Here is a 25580-nt window from a genome sequence, read left to right as displayed (position 1 = left end):
TCATCGGTCAAGGTCAGCTCGGCCATCGGCCGCCCCATACGCGCCATGGGCACAGGCTACAGATATGAAGCGAATTTCAGGTGCAGGACACTAGATGACAGCGCAACATAGAGACGGCATGTGAGCCCATTTGGGCAAGTAGCTCCGCCTGGCGTCGCCAGTCGGAGCGGGTAGTGCAGGCCAGAGCCCGAACGTGAGATACCCTGCGCTGGCGAACTCGCCCGCATCGACGCCCACCACACCCGCACCAACCGCTTCGCAGCACTTAGCCCCGCCGAGTACTGGCTCGACGGGGCTAAGAATTCATCTCATTTGGGGAGTCGGCGGGTGCAGATGAGGGCGGCGGCGATGCTGGCGAAGGCGGCGAAGTGGTCGGCCTTGCGTTCGTAGCGGCGGTGGAGCCGGCGGAAGGCGCCGAACCAGGCCACGGTGCGTTCGATCACCCAGCGGTGGCGACCGAGGCGCTGGGAGGAGTCGATGCCTCGGCGGGCGATGCGGGCCGGGATCTGCCGTCGTCGCAGGTAGGAGCGGATGAAGCGGTGGTCGTAGGCTTTGTCGGCGTGCAGCTTGCCGGGCCTGCGGCGCCTGGGTCCGCGTCGTGAGCGGATCGGCGGGATCGCCTCGACGAGAGGGATCAGGGCCTGGCTGTCGTGGACGTTGGCACCGGATATCGCGAGCGACAGGGGCAGGCCGGTGCGTTCGGTGAGCAGGTGGATCTTCGACCCGTACTTGCCCCGATCGACAGGATTCGGACCTGTCAGCTCCCCCTTTTCAGGGCCCGCATGTTCACCGAGTCGACCGCGCACCGCGACCAGTCCAGCTCGCCCCGCGCGCCGAGCTCGTCCAGGACGACGCGGTGGAGCTTCGCCCATACCCTGGCCCTGCTCCACTCGGTGAAGCGGCGGTGCGCGGTGGGCCCGGACGGGCCGAAGCAAGGCGGCAGTTGGGCCACGTGCACCCCGACGTGGCGACGAAGATGATCGCCGCCAGCACTTCGCGGTCCCCGTAGCGGCGCCGACCACCGCCCTGCGGCCGCCTCGGTGTCGCCGGCACCACCAACTGGAACAGCTCCCACAGCTCGTCCGGCACCAAGCGCTCCACGATCGTCACGCGAGCAGCTTACAAGCCCAAATGAGATAACTTCTAAGTGATCAGGGCCCAGAGCGTCCGCACGAACGATGGGGCCCAGCCATGACTATTCGTGCGGATTCTCTTGCACCGGGTGGCGTCGGCGTAGCCGGGACCGACAGTAGGCGATCCCGACCACGCCGGCGCAGGGAACGACAATCCAGGCGATCCAGTTGAGGCCGGATCCGATTCCTAGCAGGTAGGCGAGTCCAGCAAGGGCAAGCCAAGCAATGAGCGCAGAGAAAAGACCGCAGCCGAACATAGCGGTGCTGGTTTCGGCCTCATTCTTGTGCTCCAACTCGTGGGCCCGCCCCTCAGGTATCAGCCGCAGGTGTAGCGGCGTTCCTCACCAATGTAGCGGCCACCCTGGGTCCAGTTGTTGCCAGGCCCGACATAAATCGAGGCCGTACCGTTCTCCAGCCGGTAGAGCTGGCTGCCGGTTCCGGCGGCACAGGTCCACCTGGGGTAGACGCCGTCCCCGGAGCCCCACTGGTCGATGATGTTTGCACTGGCCTTCTCGCGCCAGAATCCGAGGCCTCGGTACTGGAAGATCGCCGCAGCCATGTTCATACGGCCCTCCTCGCTGCACTGCATGCTCGTTCCAGCGTGGATCATGCCACCGTCCGCCCACGCTTCCGTGTGGCCCACGTTGCAGCCAACCGACAGGAGGAGGGAACGTTCCTGCCGTCGCTCCACCTTCCCGGTGCTCGGGTTGATCTTGTCGTAGGCGAGGGCCCACTCCTTGAGCTGGGCCGCGGTGGGGGCCTTCGCAGCCAGCTGCGAGGAGGTCGTCCGCACCGGGATCTGCGACCAGACGGTCGCGGTTCCATCAGGCGCGACGACCGACACCTGGGGTGCATCGACGGTGGGGTCAACGAAGACAACCCCCTTGTCGTTGTTGGGGTTCACGGTTGCTGTTCCCCCGAAGAAGGATGCTGGCACGGCGCGCGGCAGTCGCACTCGAGTCACGGTGAGGTCTGCACCGGGGAGGGAGATATTCGCGCGAGTGGTCTGCCCGACTTCCTGGTACGTCTCGGTCAGCACGTCGTCAATTCCGGCACTGGACGGCAGAACCGATGCAAGCGACTGCTTGATCCGGTCGGCGTTGGCCCCACCCGAAGGCACGGCCCGCTCGACGATGCTGGCATCGGCCGGGATCACGGCCGGCGCGGACTCGGCTACCCACGGGGTGGATGGGGTCGCCTTCAGAGAGGCGGCCTGAGCCGTGAACGGGGCCAGGGCGAAGCCCACAGTGGCAACAGCGATGACCGTCGATATCTTACGCAATGCAGTCCCCCCAAAGGATGCAATTTTGACAGGCCCTACTTGGGCTGCCTGCGATCAATATTCCAGGCAACCCAAAGACCTTCCAGCAAAGGAAAGTTTTTAGCCAAACATGTCTCAATAGTGCCCACGCAAACCAATCAATGAGGCGAGATATTTACCTTATTGCCAATTTGCGGAAGTGTTCCATTTATGTCATTTCGGGGCGGTAAATGCGGATAATTCGCCAAGAGGTGGGAGTGTGCGGAACTAGCAGTTCCGCCAGACTGACCACCCGTGATCTACAAGTAGTAGAGGCACGATGCTGAGACCGCCCGTACCACGCCAGGGCGGGCGGTCGGAGACAATCAGGGATCAGCTCCGACTCCGCGACTGTAGGACAGCATGAACGATGACGACCGTCGGCTCTCCTTCGTTCCCGCCCCGTTTCCCGGCGAGGCGTTCACCAGTTGGGTGGACTACCTGGCAGCGACGACTCGCTTGTCCCGGCAGAGGACCGTGAACGCTCTCGGGCTCCCGGCAGGCCGCACCGGCTTCTACAACTTCATGAGCGACGAACAGTTGCAGGTGGTGCACCGGCGCACGGGGCTTCAATCCGTGCAGGTACGGCGGATGCTCTACAGCCACTACGCTCCGACCGCGTTTCCCTCCCTTCTGCAGCCGGCTCACAAGGTCTGGCAAGCCTCGGAGCCATGGGCCCGCCGGGAGCATTCAACGGCCTGCCCCCTGTGCCTGCGGGCCTCGCAGGGACGGTGGTGCTGAGCTGGCGTCTGAAGTGGACGTTCCTGTGTCCGGACCACTTGGTCTACCTGGTCAACCGGTGTCCGCGCTGCGGGATGCAACTGTATTGGCGGCCGACGGCGACCAACGCCCAGCAGCGGACGTTCTGCACCCAGCCGCTGAATCCGCCCAGGACCGGGCCATGGCCCCGCGGACTTCCCCGGTGCGGCTTTCCGATGGAGGAGTTGCCGGTTGTGCCCGTCGAGGACGAGGAGGCCGTCCACGTTCAGCGGCGCATCGATGCCCTGCTCGCGCCGGCTGACGACGCGAGCAACAACCGGGCCCGTGAGGCTCTGCGGGACCTCGATGCCCTGGTCCGCGTGATCGGGGTCGTGGGTTCTCGTGCCCACGCGGACGACATGGAGGACGCAGTGAGCCGGGCCCTGCTCGATGGCCGAAGTCGCGCGCATCGGGCGGGGTACGCCTGGTTGTTCAGCCGGGGAGAGCCGCTCGCCATCTCCGCGATGCTGCGGATCGCCGCTCGCGTTCTTCTTGTGGAGGACTGCGTCGCCGGGGCCGCGTGGTTCCGGGAGCGCGCGGAGGGGTTCCAGCGCCGTCCGCTGTCCGATGCCCGCCTCGCTGTGAAGGACTATCCCCGTCTGGCCGGGCTGTTCCCCGAGGAGCCGCTGCCATCCAGAAGGGCGAGCCGTCAACGGAACCGTGCGGTCTGATCGGCGAGCAGGCTGCGGGGATCGGGGCCGTCGCGCAGGAACTCGCCTCGGCGCGGCAGCCAGTACGGGTTGTGGTCGACGTGGCCGGCGTAGGGGATGGTGAGCGCGCGGACCGCGTACTGCAGGGCTTTCCCCGCGTTGCTCCGGAGATCGCTGGCCTCGTAGGCGGACAGAACCAACTGAAGACTCAGGATCCGTTCGTGGTGCGCGGTGTCACCCGCTTCGACGCCGTTCTCTTCCTCGGCCAGGCGCTCGCGCAGGAAGGCCGCAAGCGGGTCCGGCCTGGGGTGCAATGTGGCACGGGGCTGGGCGGGCAGGGCCGCGTCGGCGGCGTGCTCGGCGCACAGCATCGATTCCTGCGAGCGCCACCGCAGCAAGGCGCCCTGCCCAGGGCTGATCCAGGCTTTGCATCCGCTGCGGCGGCAGCGACCGCCGAACCGGTTGGCGGGGTAGTTGGCCCCGGGCGCGGTGGTGTCAGGGTGAACGACCGTCTTTCCCCAGGAGAAGGCATCGGCCTGGTGTCGTTCCGCCGGGACGCTGATCCCGCCGAGGGTGGCGATCTTGAGGGCCGCGGCGGTCAGCAGCGCGTCGCCGAAAGGCGGCAGATAGCGGTGATCGGTCTTGTGCCACGCGTCGTGCACCGCTTCGTCGGTAGCCGGGAAGTCGGGGACTTCTGCGCGTGCGACATACGCGTCCAGCATGGCCCGCCGCAGTTGCTTCACCAGGCTCTCGGCTTCTTCGGACGGTGGGACGATGGCGAGCGCCACGATCCGCTCCTGGCAGGCGAGCAAGTGCTCGTCGGTGATCACGGCCGGCCGCATGCGGGCGATGTCCCGCCCGCACAGTGACCCGGATTTGCGACGCTGGCCAGAGGGCGCCCGTTCTGGGCAGTGCGATGTCGGGGCTGCCTTGGTGGTGGTCTGATGCAGTCCTTGGCGGCAGCCCGGACAGGTGTCGATCAGGTACACCCGGTGGCGGGGGCAGGCAAACGCCCAGGCCGTGCGCCACATCAGCAGCCACCGGCCGCCGTTCTCGCGCAAGCAGGCGGGGCAGGCCCGGGAACGTCCGCGCAGGATCATGCGCTGTCGGTACTGCCAACTGCTGAGGGGCCCGGGCACATCGCGGATGCGGGGCGCTGGGTCCAGGAGCGTGCCCGCGTAGTGGAGCAGAGTTATCCGCCTCAGTTGTTCGGGGCTGACGCCGGTTGCTGCCTGCGCGTGCTCGGCGATCTGCTCGTCGACGTGCAGCCCGAACATCGGGGTGAGCTCCCCCGGCTGCCGGCGTTGCCCGACCAGGCCGGCCATCCGGATCGCGGCGGATCGCGAGACACGGTTGTGCCGGGCGAGGGCGTCGACCCAGCTGAGCAAGGACTCCCCCGGATACGGCTCGGGGACCAGCGCCAGCCGGCGAGGCAGCGTCTTCACACTCGCCATCGTGCCATCCCTGCCTCGAACTTGGCGCTCACGCCCCGCTGGCCTCTCCCACTGCCGGCCCGGCCCGCCGGCGGGTGTTCTTCTTTTCCTCCCTGCGCTTCAGCTCGAGGACCCTCGCGTAGCCGCGTTCGTGATCGTAGGAAAGCGTGATGCTGTCCATCAGCTCCCGGGTGATCGCCTCACTGCCGGACTGGACGGCCCTGATGGCACTGCGGCGGATCAGCGTGTGCAAGCCCGCGATGCTGCCGCCCGTGCGCTCGTGAAGATAGCGCCAGTGCAGCCGGGTCAGGCTGCCCTTGTCGTGTTTGTAGAGCTCCAGGGCGCTCTCCAGGACGTTGACCATGCCCGCCCACTCCACCTTGTCGTTCTCGCTCTCAAGGCTGAAGGCACGCAGTTCGTGCCGGCTGAACCGGCCGGCAGTCTGGTTGTTGCGGTCGTAGCGTTCAGCGGCCTGGCTGCCCTTGCGCTCGCGGCTGGTGGCCCTGGTTCCCTCCGACAGCAACGGGCTGTCCTCCAGGTCGACGCCGGTACCTACGATCGTGCAGGCCGCGTGGTTGGCCAGGAACTTGATGTGGTCGTTCGCGGCCCGGCCTTCCTTGCGCGAGCAGTCGAGGAAGTGGAGATCATCGAAAACGACCAGTTGGGTGCCGCATGCCTTGAGGGCCAGCAGCACCCGGTGGTCGATGTCGTCCTTGGTGCCGCTGGTCGCAACGTTGAGGTAGCGGGCGAGGGCGACGGAGATCTGCTTCGAGGTGACCTCGTCGGTCAAGGAGACGTAGACGACCGGCACGTAGTCACCGATCTGGGGTTCGAAACGTTCGGGGAAGTCCTCGCGAAGCTGCCTCTGGAGCTTGCGGGCGATCATCTTGATGAGCGTCGACTTGCCCGCGGTGGCCGGACCGTCGATCAGCAGCCCGTGCCGGGCGCCGGGCGGTGCCGCTTCGTTCGCCAGCAGCAGCTCGGTGATCTCGGTCTCGAAGTAGCGGATCGACGGCGTCCAGACCAGCACCAGCGCGCTGTGGTAGAGATTGCGCGGATGGTTCAGACGCCTGCGGGCCGCGTCGTCTTCAATCGCCAGGTACTCCTCGTACGGGGGCAGGACCGGACGGGGAGGCGGCTCGTAGTCGACGTAGAAGAACCAGTCCTCCTTCGTCCGTGGCTCGGCCAGCCCGGGATGCCGGTATCCGCCGGCCTCCGTCGGCGTGTTGTCGCCCGTCATGTGCGCTCGCTCCCGTCCGTTCCGCCGCCCCAGACCTCGAAGGACGGGAGGTTGTCGAAGTCGATGGTGAACTCCTCGTCCTCGGCGGGAAGATCCGGCACCGCCCGCAGTACGGTCTCCTTCGGCGGCGCGTCGGCAGCGGAGTCCACCAGTTCGGTGCGGGCACGGTCGCGGGCCGCGGCCCGGGCCCGTTCGGCGTCCCGCGCCCGTGCCCGACGGTTGCGCGCCGTGGAGGCCTCGGCGGCGTCGGTGCGGTTCTGCAGGTCCAGCAGCGCGTCCAGGATCGCCTCCTGGTCCTGCGGGTCACGGCCCCGTTCGCGAAGTTCGCGCTTGACCTGTCGCAGCGTCACGTCCGTGAACGGTTCCAGACCTCGCAGGGCGTGCGTCCAGCGGATGGTGTGCCACTTGCCCGTGAACGGGTCGTGGAAGTACACCTGGGTCATGTCACGAGGGTCGTAGCGGATCGGCCACTTGCCCTTGGCGTGGTGGTAGGGCGAGGCAGCGCCGACGTGGGGCCGCAGTGGCTGGTCGTTGTAGAGCAGGTAGTCCTTCTGGACGCCGTAGTGGTTGATGCCCGTCCAATGGATGGGCAGGAGCTCCAGGAAGAGGTTGGCATCGCGCGGAGCGGCGATGTAGCCGCAGCGGTGGACAGCGAGGCGGTAGGCGTCGTTCGGGCTGAGGTTGACCTCGGGAAAGCCCGGCAGCACCAGGCCGCTGTGACGGCGCCGTTGGTAGACGGCGACGACGTACTCGGCGAAGAACTCCTCGAGTTCCTCGATCGTCCAGCGGGCGGTGGCGTCCACGTCGCGGCCCCGGTGGACGACGTGGTTGCCCTTGTAGCCGGCGATGTGCTCGGAGAACTGGGTCCGGATGGTCTTGAAGGCGGCCTCGACCTGCGGTTTGTCGGTGGGCCGGTACTTGCGGGCGTCCTGGATGGTGATGCCGTAGCGGCGGCAGACGTTTTTGACGGCCTGGGAGGCGAACGCCTTTCCGTGGTCGATGACGATCCGCTCAGGGAAGATCACGGGGCGGGCCGCTGCGGCGGCGAACCGCTCGTCCATCGACAGCAGGGGCTCACAGGGCAGCCGCAGGACCTTGTGCCGCAGCGAGTCGGGCCATCCCGGGCGCATTGGCTCGGGCATCATGGCGTCCGCGATCACCATGCCGGCGTCCACACCCTTGGTGCCCTTGGGCACCAGCCGCCAGCCCAGCAGGCTGCGGGTGCACACGTCGATGGCGATCGTCAGGTCGACGGAGGACACGGTGTCGGTGACCGGGTCGTAGGCACGCACGTCCAGCCAGCTCGTGTCGAGCATCACCACTTCGCCCGGGCGGTGCGCGATGATCGGCTGGTAGACCTTGTCGGGCCGGTTCGCCGCTGACTGCCGGGTCGTCGCTTGGCCCGTGGTGTAGCGGCCGGGCAGCAGCAGGGCGACGTACCGGTTGAAGGACCTCTGTGGCGGCACCGTGACCGCGCCCGGGCCGTGCTCGGCCTCCAGGCGCCGTTCGACCCGGCGCCGCAGCCGGTTGAGGCTGCCGGTGGAGTCGTCCACTTCGTTGACGTCGTGCTGAGCAAGGATCGCGTTGATCAGCCGCGAGTCGACGCCCGCCAACGGGTCGGAGGTGCGCAGGGTGCGGCGGTCGACCAGGCCCCACAGTCCTTCCTCGCGCCACCGCTTGAGCCGTCTCCACGTCTGGGCGGTCGCGTAGCCGAGTTCGGCGGCCTTGCTCTCCACCTTGCGTCGCATCGGAACGCCGGGCGCGTATTCGGGACGGGGCTCTCCGGGCAGCGCAGCGTCGGGGTTTCCCGAGCGGTAGCCGGTGGTGAGTTCCAGGAAGTGCTGCTGAACCTCCAGGAGTTCTTCCTGTTGCTCCTCGGTCAACCCGTCCAGCAGGGCGCCCGCGTCCGGCTCGGCCCGAACCGGATCGGCAGCGTCAACCTCTTCGTCGTACGGCTGGAACGAGGGGTCGGCGAGCAGTTCTCCCGCGCCGATCAGGGTGAGTGCGCCGGTGTCCGCGCGCAGGCGTACGCCGTCGTCGGTGATCCCGGTGACGGTCTGCGGGATGTCGTCGAGCAACAGCCGGGCGCCGCGTCGCAGTCGGAACGGCTCACGAGGTGGTGTCATGCCGGCTCCTGGGCGGTCTGGACGAGGGTCGTATCGCGCAGCGGCGCGTCGAGATCGGCGGTGATGCGGTGATGCCACATCAGATGGAACAGGACTCCTCGGGCGAGGTCGGGGTACTCCATGAAACTCAGCAGGTCGCCGATGGTGACGCCGTCGCGGGCCAGCTCCAGCAGGCGGGGTACGAGGTCGGATCCGAGGTGCAGGGGCCGGCGGGCGCCGAGTAGGGAGTCGACGTTCGTCCAGCGCTGTTCGGGGGGTTCGCCGACCATGTCGTAGTCCCAGCCGAGCCGCTCGCATGTCCTGCGGGTGCGCTCGGCCTGGAGCCGCACCTTCGGGTGATCGAGTTGTTCCGGGTTCTTGACGTCCAGGAGTAGACAACTCTCGTCCACACGGCGGGCGAAGATGTCCGGCGTGTGCTGCCACGGGCCCTCGCTGTCGATGCCGTCAAACTCCAGCGGCTGCGTGGAGAACGCGGTCACCCGCGGATCGAAGTCGAGCATCATCAGCCACTTCGACTCCAGGTAGCTCTCGTACTCGACCAGGTCGCCCATCGTCGAGGACCAGTAGCTGCCGGGAGTGTGGCCCTGATCCTTGTGGCTCGGGATCGCGCGGGCCATCTTCGCGTCCTCGAAGGGCAGATCAGCCACCTGGTCCAGCCGGACCAGGTGTTCGCTCCCCTCGCCGTCCACGTAGCGCACCCGCACCAGGTCGATGTCGCGTGCCGTCATCAGCTCCCCTTCTCCGCCGCTTGCCGCCATAGCTTCTCGGCCCGCGCGCCCGCGGGCAGGTTCTGGAGTACCGCGCGCGCGAACACGGCGGGCAGGTCCATGCGGGTCAGCGGCCGGGCCGCAAGGCGCCCCCGCGCGGCCAGCGCCTCGACCAACGGACCAATGTGCTCCGCCAGTTGACGCGTGGTGGCCGAACTCAGCACCGGGACGACCAGGGTCACGAAGGCGGCAGCCGCCGACGCGGTCGCCGGCCCCCAGCCGTACCGGCCTCCGCTGCTGCCCCGCTCCGACCGCTCGTCCAGCAGCGCGGCACGGATCCACTCCGGCAGACGCCCAATCGACGTGAGCACGTCCGGCAGACCGAGTCGGATCATCACCACCGCAGCACGGAAGGCGGCGAACCACACCGCTATCGGCACCTCTTCACCGCCAAGACGCGGTCGCGCGTCATGAGCGGTGTTCCGCAGCCAGATGCTCTGAAGTTCGGCTACCTCGGCGTCCGCCTCCGTCGCAGCTACCGACGACAGCGCCTGGGGGCACTCGTAGCCGCCCGTCACGCTCCCGCACACGGTCGGATGTCCCGCACGTCGGCGCGACAGTCCCGACGGCTTACTGCCGCCGTACCGCAGCGGGACGTTGCAGGTCGGGCAGCGGTCGAGCAGGACCACCGAGTGCTCGGGGCATATCCCCGCCCCCGACAGCTTCCAGCGCAGCTGCCACACCCCACCGGACTCCGCCAGGCACCGCGGGCACGCCCGGCTGCCGAACAGGTCCACCCACTCGCGCCGACCAGCTGTGCGGACAGCCGTCTCGTCCCCGTCCCAGACATCCGCCAGGTTCAGCACCCCACCGTCGAAAACGGCCAGATGCATCCGCTCCACCGCATGCTCGCGTACCCCGGTGGCGGCGTGCACCGCCCGGCGGAGCTCCGTGTCGGCCCTCACCCCGTACGCCAACGGCCGCGACTCGCTCACGGCCCGCACGGGTAAGCCCAACAGGTCGGCCATCACGCCTGGTGGGCAGTGGTTGAAGCTCGCCATCCGATCCACCCAGGACGCAAACGACTCCCCCTCTTCCGGCGCGACGGCAAGCGCCAGCCGTCGTGGCAGCATCCCCACCCCTCACCTCTCAGTGACCCACATCACTATCAAGTACAAGGCGTCTGCTATCAAGTGCGCTATCAAGTTGGCTGGCCTGCTATCACCTTTGGGCACGGCCTACACCGGTCCGGGCCCCGCACCCCCGGGCGCAGGCAGTTGTAGGATGACCGGGCAAAGGTTGTAGGATGACCGACGACCAGTGACGACGTACGCGGTGCGGAAGGGAGGCCCGGCATGAGCGGCGGTCTGCAGGCGGCCGGGCGGCGCTCCCTGGTGGACACCGCGATCGAGCAGCTGCGGGAGCAGCTCGCGGACGGGGCGTGGCCGGTCGGGTCGCGGATCCCCACCGAGCACGAGCTGGCCGAGCGGATGCAGATCGGGCGGAACACCGTGCGGGAGGCGATCCGGGTGCTGGTGCACGCCGGCATGCTGGTCTCCCGGCAGGGCGAGGGGACGTTCGTCCGCTCCACCAGCGACCCGGCGTCCGTGCTGCGCGGCGTCCAGCGCTCGGGCATCCGGGACGTGCTGGAGGTCCGTGCGGCGCTGGAGACCGAGGGCGCCCGGCTGGCCGCGCTGCGGCACACCCCCGAGGACATCCGGCGGATGCGGACCGCGCTGGCCCGCGAGGCCGAGGTGTTCGCGACCCACCCCGAGCGGGCGAGCCGCGAGGCCACCGTCGAGCACGACCTGGAGTTCCACACCGCCGTCGTCGAGGCGGCGCACAACCCGGCGCTGACCGAGGTGTACCGCTACTTCAGCGCCTCCGTGCGCGAGACGATGACCTCCGCCTTCGGTGACCACGAGATGCCCGAGGCGGTCGTGGCCACCCACGAGGCGCTCGTCGACGCGATCGAGAGCGGCGACCCGGACCGGGCCGAGGCGGCGTCCCGCGCGCTGCTCGCCGAGCCCATCGGAGCCGTCGAGCAGCTGCTCGCGGCCATCGCGGCCCGGAAGTAGGACGGCGCGAGCCTCCCTTCCGCCGCCCGCATCCACGCACATTCACGAAAGAACAGCACGCCCATGGCCGTCACCCGTGCCCAGCAGCCGGTTGCCACCACCCCTGCCCCGCTCCCCGTCCGCGCCCGGCTGGCCCATCCGCTCCTGCTGCTGGCCGGCATCGTGCTGGTCTCGCTGAACATGCGCGCCTGTCTGGCGGCGGTCTCCCCGATGGTCGGCGAGATCCAGCGGACCTTCGGCCTGTCGGCCACCGCGAGCGGCCTGATCACCACGGTCCCGGTGCTCTTCCAGGGCGTCGGCGCCCCGCTCACCCCCCGGCTGACCCGCCGCTTCGGCGCCGAACGGGTGGTGCTCGGCGCGGTGCTGGTGCTGGGCGCGGGCGTGCTGCTGCGGGTGCTGCCCTCGGTGGCGGCCCTGTACGCGGGCTGCGTGGTGATCGGCGTGGCCATCGCGGTGCTGAACGTGTCGATGCCCAGCCTGGTCAAGCGCGAGTTCCCGGACCGCGCGGCCACCATGACCGGCGTCTACTCGACCACCATGCTGGTCGGCGCCACCCTCGCGGCCGGCACCTCCGTCCCGCTGGAGCACGCGCTCGGCGGCGGCTGGCGGGCCTCGCTCGGCGCCTGGTCGCTGCTCGCCCTGATCGCGGCGGTGGCCTGGCTGCCGCAGGTGCTGCGCTCCCGGCAGGAGAAGGCCGCGGTGGCCGCGGCCACCCAGCAGCCGAGCAAGCCGATCGAGGGCATCTGGACCTCCCCGCTGGCCTGGCAGATCAGCCTCTTCATGGGCATCTCGTCGCTGCTGGTCTACACCCTGGTCGCCTGGATGCCGACCATCCTGGCGGACCACGGCATGGACCGCGGCCAGGCCGGTCTGGTCTTCGCCTTCTCCAACCTGGTGCAGGTGGCCGGCGCCTTCCTGGTGCCGCTGATGGCCGGCCGGATGACCAGCCAGCGCGCGCTGGCGGTGTCCATGGCCGCGCTGAACGGGCTGGGCATCGCGCTGCTGCTGGTCGCGCCGGTCTCCGCCGCGTGGGTGTCGGCGACCATCCTCGGCGTGGCCCAGGGCGGCTCGCTGGGCCTGGGCCTGGCGTTCATCGTGCTGCGCACCCGCAACTCGGCCGGCGCCGCCCAGCTGGGCGGGATGTCGCAGGCGATCGGCTACCTGGTCGCGGCGGCCGGCCCGGTCGGCGCGGGTGCGCTGCACCAGCTGACCGGCGGCTGGGACGCGGCCCTGGTGCTGATGCTGGTCCTGGTGCTGGTGGTCGGCGCGGCCGGCTGGGGCGCGGGCCGCAACCGCACCCTCTGAGCCGCACCCTCCGAACCGCCCGCTCCGGAACCGCTCGCTCCGGAACGGCTCGCGAGGAGAGCGACCACGCGGTGCCCCGGGGTCCGTACGGGCTCCGGGGCACTGTGCTCTTCACGCGGTGCCGTTCACGCGGTGCCGTTCACACCGCGCCGTTCACGCGGCCCGGCCGCGTCGGCTCACTCCTCGCCGGCCAGGGTCAGCCCGGCCAGCTTCACCGAGGCGAGCACCGTCGCCACGACGGTGACCACCAGCAGCAGCGGTACGGCCGCCCCGAGCGAGACGTCGGCGCTGATCGCGTTCTGCCCCGCGACCGCCTCGCCCACCGCGCGGCCCCACTGCTGGACGCTCAGCGTCCGGGCGCCCTGGACGAAGTTGCCGACCGTCGACTCCCAGATCAGGGCGTACGCCAGCCCGGCCACCACCGCGTGCCGGGTGACCACGCCGAGCAGCAGGAACAGCGCGCTGTACGCGGCCCCGGCGACCAGCACCGCCACCGCGTAGCCGAGGGCCAGGCCGTCCTGGGTGCCGACCAGCAGCAGCCCGGCCAGCAGCACCGGGACGACCGAGAACAGCCAGGTGACGCCGATCGCGACGATCAGCTTGGTGGTGACGATCCGCCACCGGGGCAGCGGCTTGGCCAGCAGGTAGACGATCGAGCCGTCGTCGATCTCGGTGGCGATCACCCCGGTGCCGACCACCAGCCCGAGGATCGGGACCAGGGTGCCCAGGCCGAGGTTGCCGAGCACCCTGCCGGCCATCTCATGGGCGTCGGCGCTGGACGCGCTCGCGAGGGCCGCGACGCCCAGCAGCAGGACGGGGGCCACCAGCAACAGCAGTCCGCGGCGGCGGCCCAGCAGCCCGCGCAGGGTCAGCCTGGCGACGGTGGGGTTCATGGTCGGTCGGCCCCTTCCTGGGCAACAACGGTCCTGGTGACGACGGCCGGGGCGGCGGACCGGGCGGAAACGGTCCCGGCGGCGGGCCGGGCGAGAACGGTCCCGGCGGCGGCGCTCACGCGGAGACCAGGTACGAGAAGACGCTCTCCAGCGATTCGTCCGCCGGGGAGATGGTGTACAGCCGGATGCCGGCCTCCCGGGCGACCCTGGGCAGCAGGGTGGTGAAGCCCTGGAAGTTCACCGCCTCGATCCGCAGGGCCCGCTCCCGCTCGTCCACCTCGATGCCAGTGGTCGAGCCGTCGGCGATCAGCGCGGCGGCGAGCCGGCGGTCGTCGCTGGAACGGACCAGGTAGCGGTGCGGGCGGTCGGTCATCAGCCGGCGGATCCTGCGGAAGTCCCCCGAGGCCGCGTGCCGTCCGGCGACCACCACCTCGATGTGCCGGGCCAGCTGCTCGACCTCCTCCAGGATGTGCGAGGAGAACAGCACCGTGCGGCCGTCGGCCCCGAAGCGGCGCAGCAGGTCCATCAGCTGGAGCCGCTGGCGCGGGTCCATGCCGTTGAAGGGCTCGTCGAGCAGCAGCACGGACGGGTCGTGGACCAGCGCCGAGGCCATCTTGACCCGCTGCTTCATGCCCTTGGAGTAGGTGCCGGTGCGGCGGTCCTTGGCGTACGCCATCTCCACCAGGTCCAGCGCCCGGCCGGCGGCCGCGCCCGGCTGGGGCAGGCCGTGCAGTTCGGCGTTGGCGAGGACGAACTCCCAGCCGGTCAGGTAGTCGTACATCGACTCCCGCTCGGGCACCAGGCCGATCTGCCGGTACACCTGCTGGTTGCGCCAGATCGGCGCGCCGTCCAGGGTGACGGAGCCGCTGGAGGGGGCCAGGAAGCCGCTCATCATGTGGATGAGGGTGGACTTGCCCGCGCCGTTCGGCCCGAGCAGGCCGGTGATGCCGGGGCCGATGTCCATGGTGATGTCGTTGACCGCGACCACGTTCCCGAACCAGCGGGAGACCTTGTCGATGCTGATGGTGGCCATGCCGCCCTCTCTCACACCCAGCAGTTGAATCAAACCCGGCGGTAGCGGCGCAGCAGCAGCCGGTACGAGCCGGCCACCATGGCCACCGCGACGAGCGCGAACACCAGCACCCCGAGGCCGCCCGGCGCATGCCGGCGGTCGAACCCCCCGCCGAGCCCGAACAGCTCGTTGACCAGGGACTCCACCAGGTCGGTGGGCGAGATCAGCGCCATCCACTGCGCGGTTTCGGAGCCGGTCGTCCCCGGGTTGCTGATCCCGACCGCGATGGCGCCCAGCGCGGCACTGATCGTCAGGTAGCCCATGATCGCGGCCACCCCGAAGCCCCGGCGCGGGGTGGCGGCCGCGATCACCACGGCCACCGAGGTGGGCACCAGCGCGTACAGCACGGCCGCGGCCAGGCCGTACAGGAAGTGGCCGGTGTTGTGCGCGAAGTCCATCCCGCCGAGCAGCGCGCCGACGTACAGCACCAGCAACGGGGCCGTCATCAGCAGCAGCTGGGCGCAGGCCATGGCGCCGAACTTGGCCCGCACGTAGTCGGCGCGGGTGATCGGGCGGGAGAAGTAGAGCGGGACGGTCTGGTGGCGCAGGTCCCGGGAGAGCAGCACCGGCGCCTGGGCGGCGAGGAAGACCGAGACCACCAGGCTGAGCATGGAGAGGTAGCCCGCGTACTCGACCGGCAGCTCGGTCCGCTTCATCACCACCGAGATCGCCACCATGATCAGCGCGGGCACGGTGACGACGCCCAGCACCAGCATCGGCAGCACCTTGGACTTGCCGGAGCGGCCGAGGCCGTATGCGGCGCGCAGGCTCTGGGTGAAGAGCGCGCGGGTGGCGTAGGAACGGCCGAGCCGGGGGCCGGTGTAGCCGCGGTAGCCGATGTCGTGGATGACGCCGGTGTCGGCGGGCCTGCTCTCAGGAGGCAGCGGCATCGTTCGTCCCTCCCTTGCTCTGCTCGGTCTGCTCGGTGCCCCGGGCGTCCTGCTCCCGGGCTTCGGTGAAGAGCTCGGCGACCCGGTGCCGGCGCTGTTCCAATCGGACCAGGCCGAGGCCCAGTTCGGCCACGGTGTCGCGGATGGTGTCGTACGTCGACTCGTCGGCCAGCCGGACCAGCAGCTGGTGCGAGCCCTCCGGCTGGACGGACAGCCCGGCCGCGGCGAGCCGCTCGCGCAGCGCCGGGCCCGGCTCCCCGGCGTGGTCGTCCGGGAAGTCGCCGACCTCGACGGCGAGGACGGCCGTCGCCTCGGTGAAGGAGGCCGTGGAGGAGGAGCGCAGCAGCCGGCCGCCGTCGATCACGACCAGGTGGTCGCAGGTGCGCTCCAGCTCGCCGAGCAGGTGGGTGGTGACCAGCACCGAGATGCCGAAGTCGGTGTGCACCCGGCGGATCAGCCCCAGCATCTCGTCCCGGCCGGCCGGGTCGAGGCCGTTGGTCGGCTCGTCCAGCAGCACCAGCTTCGGGTCGTGCACCAGTGCCTGGGCGAGCTTGACCCGCTGCTTCATGCCGGTCGAGTAGCCGCCCATCGGGCGGTACCGCTCCTCGTACAGGCCGACGTGCCGCAGGGTGTCGGCGGTGCGCTCACGGGCGGCGGTGGCGGGCAGGCCCGCCATCCGGGCCATGTGCACCACGAACTCGGTCGCGGAGACGTCCGGCGGCAGGCAGTCGTGCTCGGGCATGTAGCCGACCCGGGCGCGGATCTCGGAGCCCTGGGTGGCGATGTCCAGGCCGAGGACCTCGCCCCGGCCGGAGGTCGCCGGGGCGAGCCCGAGCAGGATCTTGATGAGGGTGGACTTGCCCGCGCCGTTGGCCCCGACCAGACCGACCACGCCCGGCCGCACCTCGACGGTGAGCTGGTCGAGCGCGGTGACACGGGGAAACCTCTTGGTGAGGCCGTCCGTCTTGATGACAGCTGTGGACACGTCCACCAACGTAACGGCCCTCTGTCGCACGGGTCATGAGCTGGAATGACGAGGGGGCCTGCTGCTGCGGGATGACGTCCGGCCGCCTTCCCCCTAGGGGTTCGGCCGAAGCGGAGGCCCCTGTACTCTTTGTCGAAATCTTGGCGACTTTGACGAGTTCTTTGCCGACGGGGGTGCCGGAACAGCGAGCCGGCACGGAGGGGAAGCGATCGACATGACTGATCGGGCGACGGAGTTCGACCGGATGATGAACCCTTGGGCCTACGACGCGGACGGCAATCTGACCGCCCAGGCCCGCGCCCAGGAGACGGCCCGCACCCGGATCAACTCCGCCTCGGCCCCGGCCGGAGGCGGGGGCGGCGGGGGCGCCGGGGGCGGCTTCAGCGCCGACCCCAACGCGATCGCCGCCGCCGGGAACAACTCCGACCAGATCCACGCCCGCCTCAACACCGACGGCCGGGCCGCCGACGAGGCCACCACCAAGGTCTCCACCGCCCTCGCCAACTGGAGCACCGGCAAGGCCGCCCAGGGCGTCACCTCCACCTGGGACCAGTGCGTCGCCGCCCTCGGCGCCACCATCGGCCAGACCACCCAGGCGCTGCGCGCCACCTCCGCCAACTACCAGCGCAACGAGTCGGCCACCCAGGCCGGCTTCACCGGCTGAGGGGGGCGCGGACATGGTCGACTTCCACGAGCTCAGCACCGCCGACTTCGGCGTCCTGGACGCCGCCGCCACCGCCTGGACCGACGTCGCCGTGAAGCTCCGGTCACTGGACAGCGACTGGGACAGCACGGTGATAGCCAAGGTCAACTCCGCGTGCTGGGTCGGCCCTTCCGCCGACCAGGCCCGGCCCGGCCTGCAACGCACCAACGAGCAGCTGACCGCCGCCGTCACCGAGGCCACCGCCTTCGCCTCGATATTCAAGGAGGCCTCGGCCGAGTTCAAGGCGGCCAAGGCCAAGCTGGACAAGTCCGTCGCGGACGCCCGGACGGCCGGGCTGACCGTCACCGACACCGGCACCGTGAGCTGGCCCCCGGCCGACAACGCCACCCGGCACGACTACGAGGCCATGCGGGAGTACCAGAAGGAGTGGGGCGACAAGGCGGAGGCCGCCCGCAAGGCGATCGACGCCGCCGTCGCCGAGGCCACCGCCGCCGACGAGCGGATCGCCTTCGCGCTGCGCGCCGACAGCTCGACCGACCAGGCGAAGTCCTTCAACGGCAAGGCCATCGGCGGCGGCCCCGAGGCGGACGGCAAGCGCGCCGCCCAGCTCGCCGCCAAGGGCGGGGACATCACCGAGCCCGAACTCGTCGAACTGAACTCGCTGCTGGCCTCGCACGGCAAGGACCCGAAGTTCGCCACCAAGTTCTACCAGGACCTCGGCCCGGACGGCCTGATCAAGACCTGGAACTCCATGGTCGGCGACCCGGCGCACCCGCGCGACGACAAGTCCGCCCGCTGGAAGGGCTACGAGGAGCTCCAGAAGAACCTCGGGCTCACCCTGGCCACCGCCACCCGCACCACCAACGAGCCGCACCTGTCCGACGAGTGGAACGCCGCCCTGCGCAAGGCCGGCTCCCAGCAGGTGTGGGACAAGCCGTACCGGCCCTCCGGGCTGGACTACCAGCCGTACGGCTACCAGGTGCTCTCCGGCATCCTGATGAACGGCGACTACGACCCCCACTTCCTCAACCCGATCGCCGAGCACGTCACCCAGCTCGACACCCAGGACCGGTACTGGCCGGCCCCGATGCCCGGCTCCCCGATCCAGGGCTTCAACCTGACCGGGGGCACCGAGGCGGGCGCCGGCTTCCGGCCCACCACGGCCATCCTGGACGCGCTCGGGCACAGCCCGGAGGCGGCCACCAAGTTCTTCACCGAGAAGCCGACCGCGTACAACGAGGACGGCACGGTCAACCAGGGCGGCAAGCCCAAGCCCGCCGACTACTTCAGCTACTACTCCCACGACAAGGACTGGGTCCCGGACACCAGCGCGCGGGACGCCAAGGTGTGGGACGCGAGCAAGCAGGCCGGTCCGGCCGCCTTCGGCCGCGCCCTGGAGGCCGCCACCACCGGCCACCCGTACGACCAGCCGGGCCCCGTCCCGCCGACCCCGCACACCACCGAGCAGTCCGACCTGATGAACCGGGTCGTGGACACCTTCGGCCGGCACGGCGGCGACGGGGCACTGGACGACATCAAGGGCGACGGCAAGCTCGCCGCGATGCGCGGCAGCCTCGGGCACATGACCGCCGAGTACATCGGGGACGTGCAGAACTCCCTCTCGCACGGCCACGACCTGCCGGTCAACGGCTCCCCGGCCAACCTCAACGCCTCGTCCGTGGCCGGGCTGCTGGACGCCCTCGGGCGCGATCCGGACGCCTACGGCGCGGTGTCCAACGCCAACCAGGCGTACACCACCGCGCTCATCCGGGGCCACCTGGACAGCGGGGAGACCGACTTCGCCCGGCTGGAGTCGGACGTCAAGCACAACGCGGAGTCCGGCGGGGTCGTCAGCGGCTACCTCAACCAGGCCCGGATCGACGAGGTGCAGAACCAGCACGCCGTCTCCGACAAGGAGTTCAACGACGCGCTGGAGAAGAACGTCGGCTACGGCAAGGACGCCTTCAACGCCGTCATCGGCTCGGTGACCGACAAGATCCCGCTCGGCGGCGAGATCGCCGGCGCGCTGGTCGATGAGATCGCCGACAGCGTGATCGAGGCCAACAAGCACGACACCACCGAGGACGGGCGTCAGGAGAGCCGCGACCACACCGCCGAGGCCGAGGGCCGGGTGGCCAAGGGCGCCGACCAGGCCGTCCGGGACGCCGGGTCCGGCACCGCGATCTCCCGCCAGGACCTCGACCGGCTCGCCAACAGCGCCCGGGACAGCGCCCTCCAGGGCATGTCGCGCGGGACGGCGAACAACGTCAGCACCAACGCGAAGGGCGACGCGTGAGCGGACTCGCGGCTCGCTGGGCCCGGTTCCTCGCCGACCGGTCGGCCGGGCGGCTCCAGGACCCCCTGGTGCTGCCCGGCGTGCTGGTGGTGGCGGTGGCGGCCGCCGGGTTCGTCGGCTACCGGGACTGGCAGGGCCACCGCCCGGTCGAGGGTCCCGGCCGGTCGGCCCACCTCTGCGGGCTGCCCACCGGCCCGGACACCCCGCTCGGGCGGCTGCTGCCGGACGGCGACCAGGACTCCGAGGAGCGCGTCAGGGCCGTCACCGGCCGCGACCCGCGGACCTGCGTCGTCCGGATCGACGGGCGCACCGTGCTCACCCTCACCTCCGTCGGGCGCGACGGTGCGCTGGCGCTGTCCTCCGAGGCCGCGAAGCGCCCGGACGCGCGCGCCTTCGACGTCGCCGGCCTCGGCTCCTCGTGGCCGGGCGGCGCCGCCGCGGCCGCGAGCTGCCTGACCGGGAGGAAGGCGCCGAACGACTACTTCGAGCTGGAGGTCGTCGCCGGGGAGGGCGCCCGCACCTCCGGCGCCGGCCAGGCCGACCTCGAACAGCTCGCCCGGGACGCGCTGGTGGAGGCCAGGAAGGAGCAGTGCACGTGAAGCACCCCAGGGCCGTGACCGCGGGCGGGGCCGCGCTGGTGCTCGGCGGCGGCCTGCTCGGCTGGCACCTGTACCTCGACCACACGTCCTACCGTCCGCCGGCCGTCGCCCTCACCCACGGCGAGTGCCGGGGCCTGCTCGACGGCCCGGAGGTCGCCGAGGTGCTGGGCGGTGCTCCCCGGGTCTACGTCCGGACCGACTACCGGAAGGCGGACGAGAACTCCCCGGCCTCCGTACGGTGCTCGGTCAACGGCCGGGACGGTCGGCTGCTGACCGCCGAGGCGTCGTTCGGCGGCGCGAGGTCCGGCGGCGACAGCGTCGGGGCGGCGGCCTTCCAGTGCACGCTGGACGGCAAGTCCACCGGCTACCGGGTCCTCGTCGAACTCACCGGAACGGACGGGAAGCTGCTCGCGAGCGGCCCCGGCCGGGAGCGGATGGGCAAGGTGGCCGGCGGCTTCGCCGAGCGCGCCGCCCGGACGCAGCTCGGCTGCACCGGCGGCGCCGAGCGGCTCGACGTGCGGTGAGCCGCCCGGCGCCTTCGCCGGCGTCGCGGCGCTTTCCTCTCGTGACATCCATCAAGTCCTCGGCGCGGCGGACCGGGTGGCGCCCGGTCCGGACGCCGCACCGTCGCCGTTTCCGGGCGGCGCCGCCCGGAAACGGCGACGGGTGCCGCCCCGGGAGGCGGCACCCGTCGGGCAGGCGGGGATCAGGGACGGCCGACGGCGAACGTCGCCGGAGCGATCGGCAGTCGCAGCGGGTTCACCAGCGGGGTGCTCCCGGCCACGGACGGCGCCGGGGCTGCCGACTTGGCGGTCGCGGCGGCCTTCGCGCCCACACCGGTGGTGTAGTAGCCGAACATGTCGATCACCAGGTGGGTGCTGCCGACGTGGTTGAAGGTGTCCACGTAACCGTTGGCTCCCACCGTGGCGTTGACCATGTTGGGGATGGTCTGGCCGCGAGAGAAGTTGAGGTTCGACGCGTTCGGCAGCCCGGCGCCGGTCGGGGCCGAGTCCGCCGGGGCGCCGTCGGGGTACACGGTGACGTAGCTGTCCATGGTCGGGTCGGTGACCGTCACGTTGAGCAGCAGCGAGCCGATGCCCCAGTCGCGCGGCTTGAGGCCCCAGCCGAACATCGAGTAGCCGCCGAGCAGCGGGTGGTTGATGGTGCGGCTGTCGTACTCCCGCTCGGGGGCGCCGGTGACCAGCACGCCGTCGGTGGTCTGGCCGCTGGTGTCCGGGACGAAGTAGCCCGAGGCGTCGACCACGATGTCGACCGGCGCGAACGCCGAGCTGAAGATGTCCACCAGGCAGCCGGTGCCGAGGCGGGCGACCGCCATGTTGGAGATCGTCTGCCCCGTGGTGAAGTTGAGGCTCGACGCGTTCGGCAGCGCCTGGCCGTGCGGGTAGACCGTCAGGAAGCCGACGCCCTGGGGGTCGGTGACGGTCACGTTGAGCGCGGCGGCCGTCGCGTCGTACGGGATCCGGGCCTGGCTGCACAGGTTCACCGTGACGGTGCCGCGGGCCGGCACGTGGGTGGCCCGGGTGTCCAGCACTCGCTTGGGGGTGAAGCCGGTGTACACGGCGCCGGTGGTGTCCGGGACGTAGTAGCCGGTGACGTCGGCGATCAGGTCGAGGTTGCCGTCCGAGCCGTTCAGCAGCTGGACGGCGCCGTCGGTGCCGAGCTGGACCGTCACCGCGTTGGGGATGGTCTGCCCCGCGGTGTGGTTCAGGTTGGAGGTGATCGGGGCGGGCCGGCCGGCCGGGTAGACGGTGACGAACCCGGTGTCCATGGCGTTGGTCGCGGTGACGTTCATGACCACGGCGACGGCGTCGGCCGGGATGCCCGCGGTGCCGGCGACCTTGAGCGTGGTGACGCCGCGGCCGCGGAGCGTGGTGCCGTTGCGGGTGTCCAGCAGGCGCTGCGGCGCCATCGACACGTAGGTGCCCGCGCTGCCCACCGAGATGTCCAGCGGCTTGGCCAGCGGAGTGCCGGCCGCGCCGTAGCTGTGGGTGCCGTTCGCGTCGGTGACGGTGATCTCCAGCGCGTAAAGGCCGGGCTGACAGCCCGTCGGCAGCGAGCCGTTCGGGCCCTGGGTGGTGCCGGCCCCGGCGAACGGCAGGTTCAGCGAGACCGATGTCGACAGGGTGCCGTCCGGGAAGGTGGTCGAGGCCGTCGGCGCGCAGCCCTGGGCGGCCGGGCCGTGCGCGGTCACCGTGACCTTGGAGATCGCGATCGCGTCGGACACCGGGAAGGACACCGGCGCGGTGCCGCCGGCGGGCGACAGCTTGCTCTGGAAGGACACGTCGCCGATCGTGACGGCGTCGGCCTGCGGAGCGGGGGCGGCCGAGGCCGCCGGGGCGACGAGCCCCGCCGCCGCGAACCCGGTCACCGCCGACAGGGCGACGGCGGTGGACCGGCGCAGCCGGCGGCCTCTGGATATGTCTCTGGTCATGCCGTCCTTCATCTTGGACTCGACACACGCGGCCGGGGCATGGGAAGTCCGCGACTCCAGAACCACCCCCCGAGGAATCGCCCAGATCCTAGCGCTCCCCGCCGACACCGCCCGCCGGAGCACCCCCTCGGCCAGCCTCCGGGACACGCCGCGCCCTGGTGAACTTCTGCCGCCGGCTGCCGGCGGCGAGCTCGCCGAGGCGCTCGCCGATCACAGAGACACCGGGCCGGGGCTCCCGCGCTTGCTCAGCGTGCCGTGGCGCCACGCCGGCCGGCCTGCTCGTACCGACGTGCCAGCGGCCCTCGGCCTCCCCGATCCGCGCGCGTGTCGTCGCAGCATGCGCTTGAGTACCGTGATCCTGCCCATCCACCGGTGGGCCGAGGGGCAAGTCCTGCCCCTCAGGCACTCCCGGATGTGGGCCAGTACTTCGGAGAAACCGTGGAGGGATCCACGATCCGCAATCGACTCTGATGTGACGGGTCGATCGAGGTGAGGGATATCAGAAGTTGGCCCGTTGCGCGTTCGAGTTCGGTCAACGCATGCGGCAGGCCAGCGCAGACGGTGGCGACAGCCGCGCCCAGACCCACGAGGCCACCGTGCTTGTGATTGTGGCGGTACTCAATCCGGTGCAGCCCCGATTCGGCGATCGCCGCGACCTCCAGTGGGCGAGCCATTTGCTTGGTGTCGTTGGTGATTACGACCTGGAAGCCGGCTGAGGCGGCCCGGGCGTAGAGGTCGGTGTCCTTGGTGCCTGCCCAGCCGACGATCTCTGCCACGTGCTGAAGCTCATGTTGCTTCAGTAGCAATCGAGCCATATGCGCCAACGGCAAGGGGACATTCTCGTCGAGCAGGATCCTCAAGAGGCGGCCTGCCGGGGGCCCTCGTCCGAGTAACTGTCGACATAGTCGGTGAAGTCGGCCGCATCACGAGCGGCTTCGGGGGTGACGCCGGGGTAGAAGTCCCTGACCGACTCCGGTCGGACGCCGTCCCTCAGAAGAGCCGCGACCTCCGAAGCGGGAATCCGCGTCCCTTCGATCACCGGCTCACCTCCCCGAACCAGGGGATCAACGGACAGATGATTCCTGGGACGCAGCAGGTTCGGGATCTGTCGGCCGTTTCGATAGAACGGTCGAAGGACGTCGACCATCTCGTGGATGACCACATTGCCTCGCTTGCGCACGAGGTCGACGGCATGGTCTGGATCTGCCAGATAGATCGTGCCGTCGCCGGCCACGAGCCGGTAGCTGGACAGATGCTCGCGTTCGTCGAGATCGTCGCGCAAGGTGCCCAGAGCACGGCGGATCTTCTGGAGTGACGCTTCCTCCCGAAGTCTCACGCAGATGCGAAGCGCGACGACATCCCGGAATGAGTAGAGGATCGGCCGGGAGGCGGAGATCTCCGGCACGAGGACGGCACCACGCGGGCCTGTGGCCCTGCGCCAGTGAGACAACTGGCGCAGGGTGGCGCCGGACAGCGCGGCAGCGAGCTTCGGCTCGTAAGACACGGCGGCACCTCCCATGGCTCACACGACGACGTACGGAACCGTACTTCATGGTCTCTTACAGCCGGCGCGCCCGCCAGGATTTCACCCGAACGGGGACTCGCCAGAGACCGAAGCCCCGCCGGTCACCCCCGAAGAAGTCAGCGGAGACCTGCTGAAGGCACAGGCGATCACCGTGCTGGCGTAGAAGGCCATGCCGCACATGGGTCGCTACTGATCACCGAAAGCGGGCGTTCGCGGTTACGGATGGTCGGGTTGGCGCGGCACGCGGCGTGCCCTGGTGAACTTCTGCCGCCGGCTGCCAGCGGCGAGCTCGCTGAGGCGCTCGCCGATCACGGAGACGCCGGGTCGGGGCTCCTGGGCGTAGTACCAGGGCTTGCGCCGGCGCAGCAGTTCCTCGCCGTGCTCGCCCCAGGTGAATCCGGGCTTGCGCAGCAGCTTCCGGAACACCGTGTCGACCGTCTCCGGGTGTGCGGCGGCCAGGCGGCGGATCGGCAGCGGCGCGATCGACTCCTCGCGCAGGTAGGCGCGGAGCACGTCGTGGTACTGCTTGCGGCCCGTGAGGGCCGGATCAGCGAAGAGGTCTCGCAGCATCCCGTAGTCGGCGTAGAAGTTGAGCCCGTCGACCTCGTCGTAGATGACGCCGACGGTGTCCGAGTCCGCGAGGTCTCGCGGCAGTTCGAAGGCCGGAAGGTCCGAAGCCGGCAGCCGCCTGCCCCGGGCCCGGTCTGGCCGCCCGGCGGCCTCCTGCCGGTGCCGGTAGTAGGCGTTGAGCCGGTCCTCGGCCTCGGCGGGTGCGAGGACCAGTTCGTCGCTGCCGCAGAACTCGACGAACGCGGCCCGGTCCGCCCGCATCGACCGCCATCCCTGCTCGATCTTCTCGGGGTTGCGGAAGACCAGTTCGGGCCTGCTGGTGGCCAGTTGGAGCGCGGCGTGGGCGATCTCGGTGGCGCTGGACCTCGGGTAGGCGGACATCGCGCCCGAGATCAGCCACGCCCCGTCGGCCGAGTGGACGGGCACCAGGCACGCGACGAGGAATCCTCCCTTGGCCACTCCGCGGAAGGCCGCCCGCCCGAGGTTCGAGTAGGTGCGGTACTCCAGGTCGTCGATCAGGTTCAGCAGGACGACGGCGTCCCCGTCCTTGCTCCGGACCTCGAAGATGCCCTCGACCGGGTCACGCCAGCCGAGCAGCATTTCCCGATCGGCTTCGGTCAAGCTCCGTCGTCCGGCGACGAACCGGTCCACCACGGTCGCACCGTCCGGCAAGCGGTACCGCAGGATGAAGTGGTCGATGATCCGGATCGCATCGCCTTCCTCCAACTGCCGCTGAGGCCCGGCGGCCTCCAGGAGGAGTGGCGTCAACCACCGGTCGAAGCGAGGCCCCTGGGCGAAGGAGACGAGTTCGCCCTTCAGTTCGGAGCTTCGCTCGATCAGGCCTCGCAACGACGCCTCGTCCTCGCTCCGTACAACAGCAGTCATGCGAGCTCTCCCGGTCCT

22 protein-coding genes and 1 pseudogene are annotated in these 25580 nt (G+C 70.2%); 8 read left to right on the top strand and 15 right to left on the bottom strand.

Going from position 1 to position 25580, the window contains the following annotated elements:
* Window positions 1–308 precede the first annotated feature (308 nt).
* Window positions 309–1104, bottom strand: a pseudogene (locus tag ACZ55U_RS32600) (IS5 family transposase).
* Window positions 1105–1449: 345 nt separating this feature from the next.
* A complete protein-coding gene (locus ACZ55U_RS32595) occupies window positions 1450–2415 on the bottom strand; it encodes a hypothetical protein (RefSeq protein ID WP_465531984.1) in 966 nt (321 codons plus the stop codon).
* 381 nt (window positions 2416–2796) lie between these two features.
* Here ACZ55U_RS32595 and ACZ55U_RS32590 point away from each other — a divergent pair, with 381 nt between their 5' ends.
* Window positions 2797–3174 (top strand): TniQ family protein, encoded by a 378-nt coding sequence (locus tag ACZ55U_RS32590; protein ID WP_465531982.1) that lies wholly within the window; start codon window positions 2797–2799, stop codon window positions 3172–3174.
* Window positions 3175–3386: 212 nt separating this feature from the next.
* Window positions 3387–3863, top strand: a complete 477-nt coding sequence (locus ACZ55U_RS32585; protein WP_465531980.1) for a hypothetical protein — start codon at window positions 3387–3389, stop codon at window positions 3861–3863.
* On the opposite strand, the gene ACZ55U_RS32580 is transcribed toward ACZ55U_RS32585, so the two are convergent.
* The 5 genes from ACZ55U_RS32580 to ACZ55U_RS32560 are packed head-to-tail and all read right to left on the bottom strand — an operon-like array spanning window position 3842 to window position 10481.
* On the bottom strand, window positions 3842–5296 hold the full coding sequence (locus tag ACZ55U_RS32580; RefSeq protein ID WP_465531978.1) for a TniQ family protein: 1455 nt from the start codon (window positions 5294–5296) through the stop codon (window positions 3842–3844). The genes ACZ55U_RS32585 and ACZ55U_RS32580 overlap by 22 nt on opposite strands.
* A 28-nt stretch (window positions 5297–5324) precedes the next feature.
* Entirely contained in the window at window positions 5325–6515 is a 1191-nt protein-coding gene (locus ACZ55U_RS32575; RefSeq protein WP_465531976.1) for a TniB family NTP-binding protein, read from the bottom strand.
* Window positions 6512–8641 carry a Mu transposase C-terminal domain-containing protein gene (locus ACZ55U_RS32570; protein WP_465531974.1) on the bottom strand — a complete coding sequence of 710 codons (2130 nt, stop codon included), beginning with the start codon at window positions 8639–8641 and terminating at the stop codon, window positions 6512–6514. Before ACZ55U_RS32570 ends, ACZ55U_RS32575 begins: the two co-directional genes overlap by 4 nt.
* Window positions 8638–9369, bottom strand: coding sequence for a TnsA-like heteromeric transposase endonuclease subunit (locus ACZ55U_RS32565; protein ID WP_465531972.1), 732 nt, complete (start codon window positions 9367–9369; stop codon window positions 8638–8640). Before ACZ55U_RS32565 ends, ACZ55U_RS32570 begins: the two co-directional genes overlap by 4 nt.
* The gene (locus ACZ55U_RS32560) at window positions 9369–10481 is read right to left on the bottom strand and encodes a TniQ family protein (protein WP_465531970.1); all 1113 of its coding nucleotides are present in this window, start codon (window positions 10479–10481) and stop codon (window positions 9369–9371) included. The genes ACZ55U_RS32565 and ACZ55U_RS32560 overlap by 1 nt, the downstream gene beginning before the upstream one ends.
* A gap of 222 nt (window positions 10482–10703) precedes the next feature.
* Here ACZ55U_RS32560 and ACZ55U_RS32555 point away from each other — a divergent pair, with 222 nt between their 5' ends.
* Window positions 10704–11426 carry a FadR/GntR family transcriptional regulator gene (locus tag ACZ55U_RS32555; RefSeq protein ID WP_465531968.1) on the top strand — a complete coding sequence of 241 codons (723 nt, stop codon included), beginning with the start codon at window positions 10704–10706 and terminating at the stop codon, window positions 11424–11426.
* Window positions 11427–11489: 63 nt separating this feature from the next.
* Complete coding sequence (locus ACZ55U_RS32550) at window positions 11490–12731, top strand: CynX/NimT family MFS transporter (RefSeq protein ID WP_465531966.1); 1242 nt, start codon at window positions 11490–11492, stop codon at window positions 12729–12731.
* A gap of 176 nt (window positions 12732–12907) precedes the next feature.
* Here ACZ55U_RS32550 and ACZ55U_RS32545 read toward each other — a convergent pair whose 3' ends face one another.
* The 4 genes from ACZ55U_RS32545 to ACZ55U_RS32530 form a co-directional block, all read right to left on the bottom strand.
* Window positions 12908–13624 carry an ABC transporter permease subunit gene (locus ACZ55U_RS32545; protein WP_465531964.1) on the bottom strand — a complete coding sequence of 239 codons (717 nt, stop codon included), beginning with the start codon at window positions 13622–13624 and terminating at the stop codon, window positions 12908–12910.
* Window positions 13625–13739: 115 nt separating this feature from the next.
* Window positions 13740–14657 carry an ABC transporter ATP-binding protein gene (locus tag ACZ55U_RS32540; RefSeq protein WP_465531962.1) on the bottom strand — a complete coding sequence of 306 codons (918 nt, stop codon included), beginning with the start codon at window positions 14655–14657 and terminating at the stop codon, window positions 13740–13742.
* Window positions 14658–14686: 29 nt separating this feature from the next.
* Complete coding sequence (locus ACZ55U_RS32535) at window positions 14687–15586, bottom strand: ABC transporter permease (RefSeq protein WP_465531960.1); 900 nt, start codon at window positions 15584–15586, stop codon at window positions 14687–14689.
* Window positions 15570–16571: an ABC transporter ATP-binding protein gene (locus ACZ55U_RS32530; protein WP_465531958.1), complete on the bottom strand. Its 1002-nt coding sequence runs from the start codon at window positions 16569–16571 to the stop codon at window positions 15570–15572. Before ACZ55U_RS32530 ends, ACZ55U_RS32535 begins: the two co-directional genes overlap by 17 nt.
* Window positions 16572–16785: 214 nt before the next feature.
* Here ACZ55U_RS32530 and ACZ55U_RS32525 point away from each other — a divergent pair, with 214 nt between their 5' ends.
* Genes ACZ55U_RS32525 through ACZ55U_RS32510 form a run of 4 tightly spaced genes read left to right on the top strand, consistent with a single transcriptional unit; the run spans window position 16786 to window position 20654 of the window.
* A complete protein-coding gene (locus ACZ55U_RS32525) occupies window positions 16786–17235 on the top strand; it encodes a hypothetical protein (RefSeq protein WP_465531956.1) in 450 nt (149 codons plus the stop codon).
* A gap of 13 nt (window positions 17236–17248) precedes the next feature.
* A complete protein-coding gene (locus ACZ55U_RS32520) occupies window positions 17249–19531 on the top strand; it encodes a hypothetical protein (RefSeq protein WP_465531954.1) in 2283 nt (760 codons plus the stop codon).
* Window positions 19528–20130: a hypothetical protein gene (locus ACZ55U_RS32515; RefSeq protein WP_465531952.1), complete on the top strand. Its 603-nt coding sequence runs from the start codon at window positions 19528–19530 to the stop codon at window positions 20128–20130. The genes ACZ55U_RS32520 and ACZ55U_RS32515 overlap by 4 nt, the downstream gene beginning before the upstream one ends.
* Entirely contained in the window at window positions 20127–20654 is a 528-nt protein-coding gene (locus ACZ55U_RS32510; RefSeq protein ID WP_465531950.1) for a hypothetical protein, read from the top strand. Before ACZ55U_RS32515 ends, ACZ55U_RS32510 begins: the two co-directional genes overlap by 4 nt.
* A 182-nt stretch (window positions 20655–20836) precedes the next feature.
* Here the strand turns inward: ACZ55U_RS32510 and ACZ55U_RS32505 are convergent, their stop codons facing one another.
* From ACZ55U_RS32505 to ACZ55U_RS32490, 4 genes are all read right to left on the bottom strand, one after another.
* Window positions 20837–22582: a hypothetical protein gene (locus ACZ55U_RS32505; protein WP_465531948.1), complete on the bottom strand. Its 1746-nt coding sequence runs from the start codon at window positions 22580–22582 to the stop codon at window positions 20837–20839.
* Between the two features lie 398 nt (window positions 22583–22980).
* Window positions 22981–23442 carry a DUF5615 family PIN-like protein gene (locus ACZ55U_RS32500; protein WP_465531946.1) on the bottom strand — a complete coding sequence of 154 codons (462 nt, stop codon included), beginning with the start codon at window positions 23440–23442 and terminating at the stop codon, window positions 22981–22983.
* A complete protein-coding gene (locus tag ACZ55U_RS32495; protein WP_465531944.1) occupies window positions 23439–24086 on the bottom strand; it encodes a DUF433 domain-containing protein in 648 nt (215 codons plus the stop codon). Before ACZ55U_RS32495 ends, ACZ55U_RS32500 begins: the two co-directional genes overlap by 4 nt.
* 237 nt (window positions 24087–24323) lie before the next feature.
* A complete protein-coding gene (locus tag ACZ55U_RS32490; protein WP_465531942.1) occupies window positions 24324–25562 on the bottom strand; it encodes a hypothetical protein in 1239 nt (412 codons plus the stop codon).
* Between the last annotated feature and the right edge of the window lie 18 nt (window positions 25563–25580).

It is taken from the genome of Kitasatospora sp. NPDC034533, assembly GCF_055575155.1.
Note: the sequence above shows the minus strand (reverse complement) of the source record. Positions and strands in the feature narration are given on the sequence as shown.

Coding starts and splice junctions, on each gene's coding strand:
- ACZ55U_RS32580 (WP_465531978.1), bottom strand. CDS start 5,296: ATGGCGAGTGTGAAGACGCTGCCTCGCCGGCTGGCGCTGGTCCCCGAG.
- ACZ55U_RS32505 (WP_465531948.1), bottom strand. CDS start 22,582: ATGACCAGAGACATATCCAGAGGCCGCCGGCTGCGCCGGTCCACCGCC.
- ACZ55U_RS32540 (WP_465531962.1), bottom strand. CDS start 14,657: ATGGCCACCATCAGCATCGACAAGGTCTCCCGCTGGTTCGGGAACGTG.
- ACZ55U_RS32565 (WP_465531972.1), bottom strand. CDS start 9,369: ATGACGGCACGCGACATCGACCTGGTGCGGGTGCGCTACGTGGACGGC.
- ACZ55U_RS32550 (WP_465531966.1), top strand. CDS start 11,490: ATGGCCGTCACCCGTGCCCAGCAGCCGGTTGCCACCACCCCTGCCCCG.
- ACZ55U_RS32590 (WP_465531982.1), top strand. CDS start 2,797: ATGAACGATGACGACCGTCGGCTCTCCTTCGTTCCCGCCCCGTTTCCC.
- ACZ55U_RS32520 (WP_465531954.1), top strand. CDS start 17,249: ATGGTCGACTTCCACGAGCTCAGCACCGCCGACTTCGGCGTCCTGGAC.
- ACZ55U_RS32545 (WP_465531964.1), bottom strand. CDS start 13,624: ATGAACCCCACCGTCGCCAGGCTGACCCTGCGCGGGCTGCTGGGCCGC.
- ACZ55U_RS32490 (WP_465531942.1), bottom strand. CDS start 25,562: ATGACTGCTGTTGTACGGAGCGAGGACGAGGCGTCGTTGCGAGGCCTG.
- ACZ55U_RS32555 (WP_465531968.1), top strand. CDS start 10,704: ATGAGCGGCGGTCTGCAGGCGGCCGGGCGGCGCTCCCTGGTGGACACC.
- ACZ55U_RS32575 (WP_465531976.1), bottom strand. CDS start 6,515: ATGACGGGCGACAACACGCCGACGGAGGCCGGCGGATACCGGCATCCC.
- ACZ55U_RS32560 (WP_465531970.1), bottom strand. CDS start 10,481: ATGCTGCCACGACGGCTGGCGCTTGCCGTCGCGCCGGAAGAGGGGGAG.
- ACZ55U_RS32570 (WP_465531974.1), bottom strand. CDS start 8,641: ATGACACCACCTCGTGAGCCGTTCCGACTGCGACGCGGCGCCCGGCTG.
- ACZ55U_RS32535 (WP_465531960.1), bottom strand. CDS start 15,586: ATGCCGCTGCCTCCTGAGAGCAGGCCCGCCGACACCGGCGTCATCCAC.
- ACZ55U_RS32525 (WP_465531956.1), top strand. CDS start 16,786: ATGACTGATCGGGCGACGGAGTTCGACCGGATGATGAACCCTTGGGCC.